General features: G+C 36.8%; 14 protein-coding genes and 2 pseudogenes. 2 read left to right on the forward strand and 14 right to left on the reverse strand.

The annotated features are described in order from the left end of the window. Positions 1-805: 805 nt before the first annotated feature. Both GFC28_RS10150 and GFC28_RS10155 read right to left on the reverse strand, forming a co-directional pair. Positions 806-1,276 (reverse strand): CBO0543 family protein, encoded by a 471-nt coding sequence (locus GFC28_RS10150; RefSeq protein WP_052660905.1) that lies wholly within the window; start codon positions 1,274-1,276, stop codon positions 806-808. 45 nt (positions 1,277-1,321) lie between these two features. Beyond that, positions 1,322-1,795, reverse strand: a complete 474-nt coding sequence (locus GFC28_RS10155) for a hypothetical protein (protein ID WP_335340429.1) — start codon at positions 1,793-1,795, stop codon at positions 1,322-1,324. Positions 1,796-2,149: 354 nt separating this feature from the next. On the opposite strand from GFC28_RS10155, the gene GFC28_RS10160 reads away from it, so the two are divergent. Beyond that, positions 2,150-2,617, forward strand: a complete 468-nt coding sequence (locus GFC28_RS10160) for a hypothetical protein (RefSeq protein WP_044741761.1) — start codon at positions 2,150-2,152, stop codon at positions 2,615-2,617. A 505-nt stretch (positions 2,618-3,122) separates the two neighbouring features. On the opposite strand, the gene GFC28_RS10165 is transcribed toward GFC28_RS10160, so the two are convergent. The 7 genes and pseudogenes from GFC28_RS10165 to GFC28_RS10195 form a co-directional block, all read right to left on the reverse strand. Then, positions 3,123-3,455 carry a DUF3147 family protein gene (locus GFC28_RS10165; RefSeq protein ID WP_044741762.1) on the reverse strand — a complete coding sequence of 111 codons (333 nt, stop codon included), beginning with the start codon at positions 3,453-3,455 and terminating at the stop codon, positions 3,123-3,125. Beyond that, on the reverse strand, positions 3,443-3,868 hold the full coding sequence (locus GFC28_RS10170) for a MarR family winged helix-turn-helix transcriptional regulator (RefSeq protein WP_044741763.1): 426 nt from the start codon (positions 3,866-3,868) through the stop codon (positions 3,443-3,445). The genes GFC28_RS10165 and GFC28_RS10170 overlap by 13 nt, the downstream gene beginning before the upstream one ends. 185 nt (positions 3,869-4,053) lie before the next feature. Then, complete coding sequence (locus GFC28_RS10175; protein ID WP_044741764.1) at positions 4,054-5,508, reverse strand: protein adenylyltransferase SelO; 1,455 nt, start codon at positions 5,506-5,508, stop codon at positions 4,054-4,056. Between the two features lie 272 nt (positions 5,509-5,780). Further along, positions 5,781-6,248 (reverse strand): annotated as a pseudogene (locus GFC28_RS10180) (RNA-guided endonuclease InsQ/TnpB family protein); the annotation flags it as partial. 187 nt (positions 6,249-6,435) lie between these two features. Further along, positions 6,436-6,618 carry a hypothetical protein gene (locus GFC28_RS10185; RefSeq protein WP_080860161.1) on the reverse strand — a complete coding sequence of 61 codons (183 nt, stop codon included), beginning with the start codon at positions 6,616-6,618 and terminating at the stop codon, positions 6,436-6,438. A 262-nt stretch (positions 6,619-6,880) separates the two neighbouring features. Next, on the reverse strand, positions 6,881-7,438 hold the full coding sequence (locus GFC28_RS10190) for a DUF4367 domain-containing protein (RefSeq protein WP_044741766.1): 558 nt from the start codon (positions 7,436-7,438) through the stop codon (positions 6,881-6,883). 18 nt (positions 7,439-7,456) lie between these two features. Then, the gene (locus GFC28_RS10195) at positions 7,457-7,963 is read right to left on the reverse strand and encodes a peptidoglycan-binding domain-containing protein (protein WP_044741767.1); all 507 of its coding nucleotides are present in this window, start codon (positions 7,961-7,963) and stop codon (positions 7,457-7,459) included. Between the two features lie 530 nt (positions 7,964-8,493). Here GFC28_RS10195 and GFC28_RS20095 point away from each other — a divergent pair. Beyond that, positions 8,494-9,265: pseudogene (locus tag GFC28_RS20095) on the forward strand (ISL3 family transposase). A 492-nt stretch (positions 9,266-9,757) separates the two neighbouring features. Here the strand turns inward: GFC28_RS20095 and GFC28_RS10205 are convergent. The 5 genes from GFC28_RS10205 to GFC28_RS19285 form a co-directional block, all read right to left on the reverse strand. Next, positions 9,758-10,849 carry a hypothetical protein gene (locus tag GFC28_RS10205; RefSeq protein ID WP_044741768.1) on the reverse strand — a complete coding sequence of 364 codons (1,092 nt, stop codon included), beginning with the start codon at positions 10,847-10,849 and terminating at the stop codon, positions 9,758-9,760. A 17-nt stretch (positions 10,850-10,866) separates the two neighbouring features. After that, positions 10,867-11,598, reverse strand: a complete 732-nt coding sequence (locus GFC28_RS10210) for a flavodoxin family protein (protein ID WP_044741769.1) — start codon at positions 11,596-11,598, stop codon at positions 10,867-10,869. A gap of 22 nt (positions 11,599-11,620) precedes the next feature. Beyond that, positions 11,621-14,737, reverse strand: a complete 3,117-nt coding sequence (locus GFC28_RS10215; RefSeq protein ID WP_044741770.1) for a type 2 lanthipeptide synthetase LanM family protein — start codon at positions 14,735-14,737, stop codon at positions 11,621-11,623. Positions 14,738-14,809: 72 nt separating this feature from the next. Further along, entirely contained in the window at positions 14,810-15,070 is a 261-nt protein-coding gene (locus GFC28_RS10220) for a mersacidin family lantibiotic (RefSeq protein ID WP_052660906.1), read from the reverse strand. Between the two features lie 47 nt (positions 15,071-15,117). Beyond that, complete coding sequence (locus GFC28_RS19285) at positions 15,118-15,375, reverse strand: mersacidin family lantibiotic (protein ID WP_044741771.1); 258 nt, start codon at positions 15,373-15,375, stop codon at positions 15,118-15,120. Positions 15,376-15,391 lie beyond the last annotated feature (16 nt).

Below are 15,391 nucleotides of genomic sequence, written 5' to 3' on the forward strand. Positions count from 1 at the left end.
CTTTCCGTCCACAGTATTCTAGCAGACTTACATTTTCATAAGGTTTCAAATTGCTTTCATTTATGATACAGATTTTTATCACGATGTAAAAAACAATCCAGTTTTCGGAAAAATAGATCCCATATAGAGGCCCATAACTAAAAATTTCATCAACAACAGAAAAATGAAAATCACACTTTGCAGAATTCTCTCTACCTCCTTCCTATAAATTAAATAAATGGAATCAGGTGTGTTGATGATCCAATCCCCCCCCATTGACATTGCTTGATTCCCCGCTTTTCTGCTGTAGTCGGCAAGCTAGATTGCATGCCCTCCTCGAACAAGAACGCTGGCGTCTAGCTCATTCATTCCATGTTTTTAGTAAAATAACGGATTATTAACACTTGTGAAATGGAATATTTTTAGGATATCGTATCGTTTTTCGTCCAATCACTGGATCGAATCATAAACCGTTTCCTGAGCTATAGATAGCTCTGAAAGCAGCGTTGCTTTGAGCTTCTGTAGCGTGTAAACGCGTGACAAAAACTCTTCCAGTGATTTGTCTCCAGTTGCCAAAAGATCATTTATTTGATCTCCAATATACCCTATGGCATGATAGAGCATGATGATCGATATCACTTGCCCCCTCAACCTTTGATCCCATATGTGCGAGCGTTGATCATCCGCTTTCGCCGGTCGAAAGACAAGTCAGTGACTTGTTTTCCGACCGCGAGCTTTAGCAGATACCGTTTATTCATCAGGTATATAGAACGAGGACAATAAATGGGGCCATTTTCTCTAGCGCTACGAGTCTTCAATATGTATATCATGATTTTGGTGAGATCATGTCAGCTTTGCTTAGCCTGCGGAAGAAAGAAACTTGAAGAATAAGCATTCCATATAAAAAAGGATAGGAGATCGCTGAATACCATAAATTCCAATGATGATGATATAAAAAACCGACACGTACCGCCAACCATTCATAAAAAGTGGAAAAAATGCTCCAGCCCAACAGATATAAGCTTTTTTTCTTCCACGTTCCATCGTAAGGATACCAGTTAATAATGAGCATGGAAGCTGCAGGATATATTCCGAATAAAACCAATAACGTTTTGGCTTCGATCATAAAAGGATAGAAAAAACCATACAGATCATATTTTTCAGCAAATCGGTCGACGATCTCTGAAGTAAACAATGCAAATAAAATGCAGCTATAATATTCAATGCGCATTAATTTCTTTTTCATCATAATCGCAATAAGATTAAATACAATAATGGAAAAATAAAGAATCCACAATCAAAACCACTCCTACCATTTATTCTGCATTCTTTCTTATATTCTTTATGGTTTGTAGCTTTCCACTCTGCATATCCATTGATAATATTTTAAAATCAGTATGAGCAAAAAAGGATAGCTCAATGCAGAATAGGTTAAATCCCACCAGCCGTAACGCAAATAGCCCCACGGTTCCGGCAATAAAGCACACGCTTCGTATAAAACGATCAGAATCCAAAAACTTATAAAACAAACAACGCGTTTGGATAACGAATCTCTAAAAGGATACCAGCTTAAGAAGAGCATATTGACAGCTGGGATCAGCACTACTCTTGCAGGAAATGACTCCCATTTAATCTCTTTTGTAAAATACCAATACGCTTCGTATTTGGTGCTTAAATACAAATCGACAATATTCTGAAGCGCAATCGTAAAAGTCCAAATGTGTATGATTTGATTTTTTGTCAAGCGTTTATTTGTCATAAAAGCCGCACAATTAAACAAAAGAGCGGCAACAATTAATCCCAACACTCTATTCATCCTTTTTTCTTTTTACTAACAGTTTCATCCTCTCTTGTGCAATTTATGCGAAAACTTAATAAAAACCAATCCTTCAAGCTTTATAAAGATATAGACATTGCGACGGGTGGGTCCCCGAACAACACCACCTTGTTTCCGACCATGGATTTTTACAGATATCGTTCATTCATATTTATATAACCCAATGACAACAAGTGAATCAATTTTATCTGACACCATAAATAGAAACTTATGGACATACTACCTGATGAGAATAAAAACTTTTCTCTATTTTTGTCGAATGGATTTATAAAATAAATAAAACTTGTCCAAAATCCTAATATAGATACCTTTTGAAAAGAGGAGCAAAAATATATGTTCAATCAAACCCTTCTTTGGATTTCGTTTATTTTTCCTTGGTTTCTGCTGCTATTTTTTCATAAACAAAAAATTAAACGATTTATGGCAACCGGCTTTCTTTGTGCGTTAATCATGACGGTCATTTTTCAATTGGGTGAAAGGCTCCATTGGTGGACTGTCAAAGAGACCGTTTTTCCTCTCACTCATCTGACACCGATGATTTATAGTTTCTATGTGGTTGCTCCCATCATTGTTTTATATTTTACTTTCGGAAACTTTTGGCTTTACATGCTTGTCAATGCGGTGATGGACATCATCTATGCCGTCGGTCTCATGAAATGGTACGAATATCTAGGGATTATGGATTACCACAATATCAACGGCTTCTCAAGATTTTTGATTCTTCAAGCCGTCGCTATTCTCATGTACTGGTTCCAAAAATGGCATGACTCTTCCTCCCTTAGCGGTTCTCCCTACGCCTAGTCATAACGGAGGATTCGCCAGACTAGATCAACGGAGCATCTCTGGATAGAATAGCAGCAGACGGTTTCGAAGGTCAGGTCAAAAATAGGCATACACTTCCTTCTTCATGTAGGCGTGTGGCAAAGGCCTGAACAACACGTCCCCATGCAAGTCGGAGTGTTGTTTAGGCACTCGACCAGCGAAAAAATCATATAAAGTGACAAATGTTGAACGGCCAAGCTTTTCTCTGTAGTGGGAATGTTGCTTTGCGGTTGATTCACTCAAGGAATGACAGGATAGATGGACTACCAATGATAGGATACCTCTCCCACCTCTTAGCGGAGTGGAAATGGAGGAAATAGCTTTGCTTTAAGATTCCAGACCTTGACAGAACAATAACCGCCCCCTTTTTAACAGGGGGACGGTTATTGCTTTTTTATTTCTTCTTTATCACTTGTAATCACAGACTTCTTGAAAGAAAAGGCTTCATTCAGCATAAGATTAAAACCTAACCACCAGCACTGCGCTAGGAATGGGCCATTAGCTTTTGAATCGCTAAAAAGAGGCTCCAGGCCGCTACTCCTAATCCAATGGACAAAGCCAGTGGAAATGAAGCTCTCAAGGATAAAGCGACTATTAATAATAAACAAGCAGTCGCTGGAAGCCCCCATAAAACACCGAACGCAAACTCACTTAAACGCTTTGTTGGTTCACCTTGAACATAAAGCCAGCATAAGCTTAATAAACTGACTAACGGCAGTGCTGCTATAGCTCCGCCAAATGTAGGGAATCTTCTCGCCACTTCCGTTACAATCCCGATCATGATGGCAGAAATCACAATTTTCACTAACGAAAACATTTTTCTGCCTCCTCACTCAACATCGAAAAAGCCTTCCGTATCATTTCTAAGTCGGATGAACTAAAATTCTCTAATACTTTTCTTAGTTTGTCTCGATCAAGCCGAGTATGCCGATACAGCACGCGTCTCCCTTCTTCCGTTAAAGCCACAAACACTTTTCGTTCGTCTCTACTGCTTCTTTGTTTTGTTACAAACCCTTTTTGAATCAGCCTTTTTGTATGCTCGGAAGCGGTATTATGAGATATATGGAGATGTTCCGCCAAGTCTCCGATCGTCGCTTCCCCATTTTTTTCAATGTACTGAAGCAATCGAACCGCTTGATGAGTAAGCGGCTCTTCGTGAACGTAGTGCAGTAAATAATAAATATTTGTCCATTGTTCATTCATCGCTTCAATCATGTCATCCAATGACATTCAACATCCCCCCTCCTTTTATATCATATTATACGATATATTCTTAAAAAAAGACATATAAAAATCGTTACGCATAAAAAACGGGCCAAAAAGTAATAAACTGAGGGAATGAATGATCACTTTAACAAAAAATGAGAGCTCGAAACCGATCTCTCATCAACCACTTGCTTATTGAAGGTTTTCCATTACGTCCCACAAAACGTCCGATAAGGGCGATCGGACGGCGGAGGCAGTTGGGCATACTCATTTTGTTCCGAAGAATAAGCATAAGGATCGGAAAGAGCATGAAGCAGCCGCTCCATTACGCTGTAGTCCCCATGCTCAACCGCCGCTTCTAATGCTTCTTCAACCCGATGATTGCGCGGAATGATCGCCGGGTTGCTGTTGCGCATTAACTCATATACTTCTTCTTTTGCGTGCGGCTGTCTTTTAAGCCTTGCTTGCCTCTTCTCATGCCAAGCGCGAAATTCTTTTGCGCAAAATAGCGGCATTCCTTCAAGCTGCCCCAGTGTCAATGATCGAAATGTATTCGTGTAATCCGCCTGATGTGTTTGCATCAGCTGCAATAGCTCGGTCATAAGAGCGGCGTCTTGCTCCTCCTCTGTGTACAGGCCAAGCTTCGCCCGCATTCCCGTGAGCCAATGCTGCTGATACAGGTTAGGAAATGCCGAAAGCGCCGCTTCAGCCGACTCGACGGCCTGTTCCTCCTCCTCATGCAATAACGGCAATAAACTCTCCGCCAGCCTTGCTAAATTCCAGCCGCCGATATATGGCTGGTGGCCGTATGCATAACGGCCTTGCGTATCAATCGAGCTAAACACCGTTGCTAAGTCATAGGTGTCCATAAAGGCACAAGGGCCATAATCTATCGTCTCGCCGCTGATCGTCATATTGTCCGTATTCATCACCCCATGCACAAAACCGACTAATTGCCACTTGGCAATCAGCTCGGCCTGACGCTTGATGACTTCCTCAAGCAAGAACAGATAACGGTTAGGCGCCGTCTCAAAGTTCGGAAAGTGCCGTTCCAGTGCATAGTCAGCCAACGTTCGAAGCTCTTCAACCGTTCCCCAATTGGCCGCATATTGAAACGTTCCGACGCGCAAATGGCTCGAAGCAACCCGGGTTAAAATCGCTCCCGGTAATTCGGTCTCGCGAAAAATGGTCTCACCCGTTGTCACAACGGCTAAGCTGCGCGTAGTCGGGATGCCAAGGGCATGCATCGCCTCGCTAATGATATACTCTCTAAGCATGGGGCCAAGCGCCGCACGCCCATCCCCGCCACGGGAATATGGTGTCCGCCCTGAACCTTTGAGCTGAATATCCAATCGTTCGCCCTGAGGCGTGATTTGCTCCCCAAGCAAAATCGCTCTTCCGTCCCCTAACATCGTAAAATAGCCGAATTGATGCCCCGCATAGGCTTGCGCGAGAGGCTCCGCTCCCTCTGGAACCTGGTTTCCGGCAAGTACGGCGACTCCTTCCTCACTTGCAAGCGCTTCATCATTTAATCCGAGCGAAACAGCTAATGGGCGATTCAGTATAACCAGCTCCGGAGAACCAACAGGAGTCGGAAGAAGCTTGTTGAAGAAACGATTGGGCAAGCGCGCGTAGCTATTATCAAAATTCCATCCCTCGTTCAATCATCTCATCTCCTTTTGCGGCAGATCGATGCCGCGGTTCGTTAAGCTTATTTTACGTTTGTTATGATGATTATATAAAGAAAAAATGTCTATTTCTTCTTTCGTGAATTAGAAGATAAATCGTTCATTTTCTATGCTCAACCTATGCTATATGTGAACTACCCACCACTTATCAACCTTACGATTTGATTGAAGTGGGGGCTTCTCGGGTAATCCCGTCTAGTGACAGGAAATGGACCGAGCGAATCTTCTCGTTCCAAGAGTTATATTTTTTATGCTAACACCAGTAAGCGTAATCCTTCGTTTTTAATACTGATCGCTGAATTGTGATCTCGATCTAATACAGCGCCGCAAGAACACTTGTACACACGTTCGGATAACGGCATTTCTTGTTCTTTACCGCAACAAGAACACTTTTTCGTTGAAGGGAACCACTTATCGATTTTTATCAGTTGTTTTCCTCGCTCTTTTATTTTGTATTCTAAAAATTTTGTGAACATACCCCAACCGTTATCATGAACGCTTTTCCCGGAATGAAGGGCTTGAGACATCCCTTTCATGTCCAAGTCCTCAATGATCACAGCATCGTAAGTTATGACTAATTCTTTTGACTTGTGATGAAGAAAGTTCATTCGTTGATTTGCTACTTTTTCATGTCGTTTAGCCACTTTTAAGCGTTGTTTTCCCCAGCGTGCAGAACCTTTCTTTCTCCGCGAAAGAATCCGTTGTGCCTTTGCTATATTGTATCGCCAATGGCAGTGATTATAAAAAACAAAGCCAATTTTTCTAATTACATTATTTACCACTCCAATACCAATAGGAATTTATGTTGATGATATATCTTTTCCTGTCACCTTTGCTTCTCGGTTATCATGGTCAAATGCTGTAAAAACAAAGCGACCTTCGCATATAGGTCGCCCAATAAAATCAAATACTTTCTTTTGTCTTTTTCATATACCGCAGCAAAATAGCCGTGCCTGCCATATTCATGATAATGCTTGCCCCAAGTAAAACCGACCATAGTATGGTAGGCATCGATAAAGTTAATGATAGCATGAAGAAAATAAAGCCCATCAACACACAAATAAGCCCTTGAAGCAGTTTAGACAAGTGAATGCCCCCCTTTTTTTAATTTTATTTTATCACACATTCGCCTCATCATTATGAAATATTGTTAAAAATTATTTGGAATGGGACAATAAACCAACTTTTAATGTTATTACTTTCTTCATAAATAGATTCTTTCCTAAATGGCTGCTGCAGGATTCTCTGCACTTGATTGAGATATTACTCAATGAATGATAAAGGCCCATTCATCATGCTACTTTATAACTTTAAAAACAAAAAAATCCGGCAATAGCCGTGATTTTGATTATTGTAAGGATTCAGCAATTTTGATCAATTGGTCAACCTCGATGTTCATACCTCGCACATTAAAGTAACGGCCATCTTTCCAAAATATCAATTGAACAGGATTGTGTTCGCCCCGCTTAATCAACCAGGCATCTACGCCAGCTACTTGAATGTTTTCTCCTTCTGAAAGAATATCCATCGGCTTAACTGTTCCATCATCATCGGATTGAATAATTAACAATTCTTTTTGCTGATACTTTAACTTCTTATCCGCATCTTTATCCACCCATGCCTGTTTGACAACCGTTAATTGTTTGTTTCCCCTAGTGACTACCTCTGTTTTAGGTTCTAGTTCCTTCACACCTTCTGGAATCACAGTAGGTTTTTTGGCTTTAAACGACAGTTTATCCTGAGCAATTCCATTAAAACGTTCAACCTTTACTTTTGTATCTTCTGTCACTTTCTTGTTTTGATAGGAATCGGCCGATATTGTTTTTTCTTGTAGAACAAAACCAGCAATAGCAACAGCAAGTACTGCTCCTGCCATACCACCGATTATGAGACGTTTCTTTTTCATGATTCTGATCAATCCTCCTTATAAGCACAGATAGGTTAATCTTTCAAAATCATGGTCAACATGCCAATAATCCTCGTCATTGTTAGTCGTCACATCGATATACCATCCATAACATGCATCCCGCAAATAGGTAGCCGGATAACTGTCAGTTAAGTTATAGTTCCATTCATAATATCGAGTGGAACCTAAATAACCAACGTAAACCCGATAGTCCTCAAACTCTTCCCATGTAACAGGCCCAACGATCCCATCAGCCGATATACCTTCGCTTTTCTGAAAATTAACCACCCCATTATAAGTTTTAGAACCCCAATATCCATCGACTGCACTATACCCCCATGACGTATCTTTTAGCATTCGTTGAATAGCCATCACATATCCGCCATCCGTTTCATATCCATAGCCAATCGTATCGTTATTTGCCCAATTGTCTTCCATATCATGGGCGGATACACCTTTAGGCAAAATCAATAATCCTATTCCGAGTAGAAAGATCCCTAAACACAATGATAGATGTTTAACCATATGATTTAGTTTCCTCCTCTCGAAATTTCTGTATTTTCTAAATTTTATAATACCAAATATAGCATATGAATTCAACTAAAATTTTCCTTTAAATGACCACAGGACACGGTTCGGATGAATAGCGAGATTGAACCTAAGAGCTTCGGATGTTCAAGGGCATCGACTGCGTACTTCATTTTGACTTTCCATCGAAATGGCCAATCTTGATACATTTTCTTCTAATCACTCCATGCACTCGCTTGTACGTATTGCTTGGCAGCCTTCAAGTCGAGCCATTTTTCTACCCCTATTTCCCGTTCTTTCTTCCGTTTTTTCATAATGGATCACTCCAAAGCAAAAGAAAAACGTCTGTCATTCGGACTGACGTTCCCGGATGTTTTGTATGCCTTATTCTACTATGGGCCCCGTTCAGCAAGAAGTAAATTTGGTTCATCACCAAATTTTGTGATTTAGTGACAAAAAAGAGAAAGCACTAACGAGATCCTGGCAATAATGTTAGCGACGAAACAAACATTAAGGAGGTCTCGTAAGTGCTTTCTATATCACTAGGATTGCCAGAATTTCAAATTGTTAAACAAGAACTTCTTTCCTATGGTTATGTGATTCATGTAGAGAAAACAGAGACACAGGAACGTTATTCTCATTGTGGGTTTGCCACTTCCTCTGTCCACGACAGACGGACACGGAAAGTACGGGATTTGGCAATTTTCCATCAACCAGTCAAAAGAAATGGTGCAAACGGTGATTCTTGACATGTGGGAACCCTATCACAAGGCGGTTCGCGCTCTGTTTCCATCTGCTTCGATTGTTATCGATAAATACCATGTGGTTCAAAAGGGGACACACGCCTTGGATCAGGCGCGAAAAGAGTTCCCGCGATTGAAAAAGCTAGATTCCTTCTGTTAAAAGGGTATGAAAAACTTCGTAAGAATCAGCAGTTTCGATTGAACGATACCTTGGAGGAATATCCCGCACTTTCGATCGCTTATTATCTCAAGGAGCTATTTCGAGATTTCTACCGAACCGATCATTATGACCAAGCAAAAGAATGCTTGGAAGAATGGATTTGGTTAGCAAAGCCCTTTTGTTTCTTTTCAACAAGCAGCTAACACCTTTGAAAGGTGGAAGGAGCCCATTCTTCAATACTTTTTGTGCCCGTATACGAATGCACGAATCGAGGGGACGAATCACAAGATCAAAAACATTAAGCGTCGGGCATATGGCTATCAAAATCTAGAACGTTTTCGTCTTCGTGTATTTCTGGAGTGTACAGGGAATACTACAGGTAGTCAGGCTGCCTAAGTGCTCATTTCTTCCGCTATCGCCATGATAGTTGGTATGCGGAAGAAGGAGCCTGTCTGATGAACCTATTTCATTCAGCTAACATGTTTCTAGGATTGAGTAAAAAATCTCATAAAACTGATAATATACCATTTTATGTAAATTGATATTATAAACAATTCTAAATATTTTTAGTTATTAATATACTCTAACTCTGATCACTTTCACTCTCACTCAATATTAATGAATTAAGTGTGTTTGTAGATTAATTCAATTATCAAATGCTTTTGAGAGGAAGCAGAATTAACTTTATGTTACTACCTGCTGATTTGCTAGCACTCTAAAAGAAGTTACATTGTCATCGGGCATACACCTAGGATTTCTCCACCAATTGCCGATCAGCTACTCAAGTGTCTTGGCACTTACTTGGATTAGACTTTCTCCAACATCCACCCTTCATCTTCTGGGTACTCAAAATAGGAAAAACCGGATTAATACCCGGTTTTTCTAATTCTATGTTTGACAATGTTCTACAATTTTTTTCATTTTATTAATAACTGCAATTTCTGCAGCTTCACTATGCATTTTATACTTATTATGCTTTATTTCACGTATTGCTAAATCCAAAGTTTTCAGACTACGATTTAGATTATGATTTAGTAGCTCTGCGAGTGCTGACATTTTTAAATTTGTTATGCTACTAAATGCCGAATTGCCACTCATTATATTAGTATGCACAAACTCGACCTTTTGTCCAGATGCTCGTTTAGCGTATAAGTAAATGGTTATTAATTCTTGTTTTAATAACCTGTTTGACATTTCTTTGTTGGTAAGTGGTTCGAGAAGATCGACACATTTCTGATACTTTTCCGCAATAAAATTCCAGACACCTAATTCGTAAAGTAAGTAAATCAAAAGCTCTTGGTGAATTTCATTCTGACGCCAGTGCCTGTCTATCTGTTCAAATGTCTCTTTTTCAATCTCTTCTATTTTATGTGGACTAATCCGATTTATTTGTTCGAAAAATGTTAATGCATAAGAGATTTGTAATAAATTAAAGTATAACTTACTTGTATCATTATTTTTCAGTAAAATTAAGAAAGAAAGACCATCGGTATAATATACTCCTTCCGCCTTAACCGGAATAAAGGCTACCCCCCCCATAAATAGATGACTGATGGCTAACACTATCCATAGTAAATGCCCAGTGATAAAATACATTATCACAGAGAACAGAAAAATTACAACATTAGAACCACTACCTGCAGCTAGATAATACATATATTCTTTTCTGCTGGTTTCATAATCTTTGAAAGTCGGGAACATTGCACACTGTCCCCAAATAGATTTGTTACCATTAAAATGTATAGTTATTTTTTCATTATTAGTTATGATTAATGGACCTATTATTAAATATTGAAATTTGTACTTTAGAAATAAACCTGCAATCATATGTCCGATTTCATGAATAAGTAAAGCCGAGTACATAATCAAAAAGGTCGATAAGAGAATGAGTAAATAACTCCACCAATCAAATATCATAGAAGCTACTAAAATAATGGAGAGAACACTCATCAAAAGATAAAATTTTCGGTGTGAATTCATTTTCTACCTCTTTCAAACTATTTATTTGAAACAGATTGACGTGCTTTTACTATTTCGTTTACATAATCTTGAAGTGAATTACGTTCAAACATCCCGTTTTCCCTCCAATATTTAGGTTCTGCCAAAGTTAGAGGAAGTGACTGGTAAATTTTTTTATAGGTTTGGAAACTCATTTCCGCTCGTTCATCTACTTCGATTTTTTGAATATTATATGCATATTCATAAATGTCTTGAATCAATTCTTCTAAATAATCTTGGCTTAACGGCGAGTTGGCTGTGATACTTAATTTATCAATTACATTTAACCCCATGACCATAGCAACCTTTTCTAGATAATCTGATACAAAGTTAACACCATTATTATCGGCAGTTGCTAAAACAATACCTGACTTGCCAGCTAAACGAAAAAGGTGACCCCAGTATGAGAGTCTATCAATCACTGCTTTCATATCTGCAGATACGTTATGAGAATATACTGGACTTGCCAAGATAATGAAATCTGAATCTAACAGTTTTTCCTTAAGCTCACTACTCTGATCAATATTTTTCTCTTCAATTGGGCAAAAACCATGGTTGAAACAATTTTTACAGCCTGTTGCAGGGGAGACATAGAGTTCATTTGGAGTTACAATTTCAAACTTAAAACGTTTTGGATATTTTTTATCTAAACTATTGATAATTTTTTTTGTATTATATAATGTTCTCGAATTGGGATTTCTAGAACCAACATAGGCAAAAACCTTTTTCAAATGGAATTCATCTCCTTAATTTTTAATTTAGTATCAAAACAGATGGAACATTTTGAGGATTCACAATTCTTAAAAATTCATATCCAATACCAGCTAAACCTTTAAATAATCCTACCGGCAAGAAACCATCAAATTCTACTATATTAAATTTATTTTTTAATACATATTGCCCTATTGAAAGTGCTTTTTCGTAATGTTCAGTTTTATTTGTATATAGATAAAGTTCTAAATAAAAATCTGCTATCCCCATATTCCCATGACACAAACAGTCATCATTTAAAGGTTTATCTAGTTTATCTAAAGCATTTTTAACAAGTTTAATGTCTTTTAGGAGTCCTAAATTTCCATCATCTAAGTATTTAATCATTTTTAATCTACTTAAGCCAATTCCAACAGAACCGTGACACCAATAATGACTAGGACTCATATCCTCTTTTCTAAGATCTTTCCAACCATTTACCTTTTCATCAAAAAGTTGTTGGTCTTTTAATAACATATCTAGTCCAAAATCTAATAAATCCTCTCTTTTCGTTAAATATCCAATTTTAGTAAATGTAGCTGCTAAACCGCTATATCCATGTGAGAGTCCTCCTAGACCACTGATTATATTGGTCTTTTTTATTTCATTTAGAACTCGTTGTGCATATCTAGTAGCTAGATATAAATATTCCTCATCTTTATTATATTCATAAGCCAACATTAAAAGCTCGATGACACTACTTTTTCCATGCATCCAATCCACACCTGAATAGACATCAATAGATTTATCTAGAAAAGTATACACTTCTTGAATTCCCTGTTTATACTTTCTTCCAGGTCCGCTTTCTAAAACCTTTAATGATGGATATAATAAGGAAGCAAATCCTTGTAAACCAGAATTATATTTCGATGTCATTCCAATTTTCATACTCATATTATAGCTATAATCTCGATACTTCTTGTATTTTTTTTCATTTGTCAGCTTATATAAATAATGATAGAATAAAGAAATCCCCGCAAGTCCTTGATATAATTCTCCTCCAATAGGTGAAACATCCCACATTTTTTCTTCATCATCATTAACTGTTATCCATGACATTGTTTGACTTTCTTCACAAATTTCCCCATGTTCTGCAATTTTATCACCAATATTTATTGCTTGTTCTATTAGTTCTTTTTTTACTTTTTCTTTATCACTAACTATTTCAAATTTCCCTTCAGTCTTATGCTTATTAATACTTGCTGTTTCAGTTTTAATTCTAATGATGCTTACTTGCCTTTTAATATCTTCCTGACTTAAATCTTTAATTTTTTTCACAACCAAGTCCATTCCAGTTATTTTCAGTTCATTTTCATATTCACTATTATCACTATCAAAAACTGAAAGTGTAGAGGTTTCTGTAAAAAATATTGGTATATCTCCTCGCATTAGATCACGATATTCAGCTTCAATAAGGTGTTTATTAGAAATTGGATATACCCATAAATTTTCAAATATTTGCTCTAAATAGTAATAATCTCTTAAGTAATCTGGATGGTAAATACTATTTAAAAAACGAGCATATATATGTGTATTTCTAAAAATCAATCGGATTCTTAAATCTTTGAAATTTTGAATCAAACCACCTTCTCGTAACAGTTCATCTTTATGGTTATAAAAAAATTGTAATACATTAACAAAACCCTTAATGAGATGATTCACATAATCTTTATAATCTACTAATTTGTTATTTAGATATACAAGATTTTTAGAATTAAATAGTTTAATGGGAGCCAATTCATATTTAGCATTATCGGTAAAATCATTTTTGAGACGATAATCTTTTTTTGATAATACCTGTTCTTTACCAGATAAAGCACTTAATTCAATTTTATCTCCTACTTCAGTATGCAAGATTCTCTCTGGCAACATTAAAGTACTATTAACCCATCTTTGCATGATAAACCTGTTCTTGAGATCAGCTGTTTCTGGATAGTTAAAAGATACTTGACTTTGGAATATTGTTTCTAAATCTACAATATACGGATGTTCACCTGAAGCAATAACATTTTCCATATGCAAATCATTACCATTGATCATGTACATTATCCCTAGTATTTGTCCAAATCTTTCGTAATAATTTTCTACTTCCTTTTCTGAATTACACGGTTTTGATTCTACAAACTTTTCAAATGTATAGTCTTCTTTAATAATAGATTCAACTGTATTAATTTTTAGCAAGTTCTTCTCTTGATTTAAACGCTTTATTAACTGATTATAGGCATTTACAATTTGTAATTTTTTAGGCTTATATACAATCTTTTGACCGCTTTCAAGTTCTAATATTCCTACAGACCTTCCTTTGTCGTGAGTATCACCTTCACCAAATTGAATATTTCTCAACTTGAATTCAGATGTTGGGATATTAAAAGAATCTATTAGAGTTTGTTTGTTATCCTTTATTCGTTCTAGTAACTCTATAGTATTATTTGTGAATAATAATGTTTCATTCAACATTAATTTAGCAAGTACGGAGTACTCATTAAAAAACTCAATTAGATTTTCTTTAGTACCTTTTTGTTCTATAAACGAGTGAAACCTTTCTTCAGGTGTATCACCTTTTAATTCTTGCTTTAATTTTGAAATATTCAACTCTAATATTAAAGTTTTAGAAGACATACGTATTAGTTTAGAAGCTAATGAATCTACTAAACTCTTTAGAGCGCTAAAGCATACAAAGTTAGCGTTACTATTTATATAATTCTCGATTTGTTCTCTTGCATATATAATAAAAGGACGAAAGATATATGAATATCCGTATTCCTTTTTGTAATTAAAATCTTTCTCAAAAGCATTAGTCAATATTTGGTTTAGTTGTTGAAACCATTTTTCGCTCCTTACTATTTCCGCCAATTCATTCTCATATTCTGTTAAATCTTCGTTTATAGCATTAGAATAGGCTACTATGTCGTATTCCTTAAATTTTAGCATGTCTGCAAAATTTTCTTCATTAAGAACCGTTGTCCGATTCATCCACTCAATTTGTGCCTTTTCATTAAACTTTAGTTTATTTTGTTTAGCTTTTTCAAGAAAAAAATGGTATCTCTGCTCAATGGTAAGACTAGATATAAAAGATTTTGCACATAAAACTTCTTTAAATAACGTATTTTCAAGTTTCAAATAAAATCACCTCTTTGTATTAGTAAAGACTACTCTTTTCTTTAAAAAAAGTAGTCTTTACTATTTCTAAAATTAATCTCTGCAATCAAAAGCTGCTGATGAAATATAACTTACTACAAAAGAAGCCGCTGCACCTGAAACTCCCATTGAAATTTTTGAAATAATAGGAGTTGCAGGAGTGACTTGTGGTTGAACAGTCACGTTTCCACCAGCAATAAAATTCATTTCAGAAACTGAAAGTTCTTGAAACCCTTTTCCCGCAGGATGTTCAACTTGGACTTTTTTTCTTAATTTAGGATTTTTCCAAGACATAATAATAGAATTAGTGTCCAAATTACATACTCCTTTCATAAGCAAGATATGTTATTAAATTATTAATCTTAGATACAATCTTTTGTGTAACTTACTAAACCAGAAACAGCAGAAACTGCTGCACCACCTGAAATTGCAGGTGTGTATGGAGTAAAAGGTGTAAGTACAGGAGTCACTTGAGGTTGAACAGTTCCATTTCCACCAGTAATAAAATTCATCTCTTCCAATGACATTTCTTGGAAACCATTTCCGGAAGGGTGAGAAAGATTTAAATTTTTGCGTTTCTTTGGATCTTTTAGTGCTTCAATGATTTGGTTTACATCCACATCAATCCCTCCTTTC

This window comes from Anoxybacillus sp. B2M1 (assembly GCF_001634265.1).
Taxonomy (GTDB): Bacteria; Bacillota; Bacilli; order Bacillales; family Anoxybacillaceae; genus Anoxybacteroides; species Anoxybacteroides rupiense.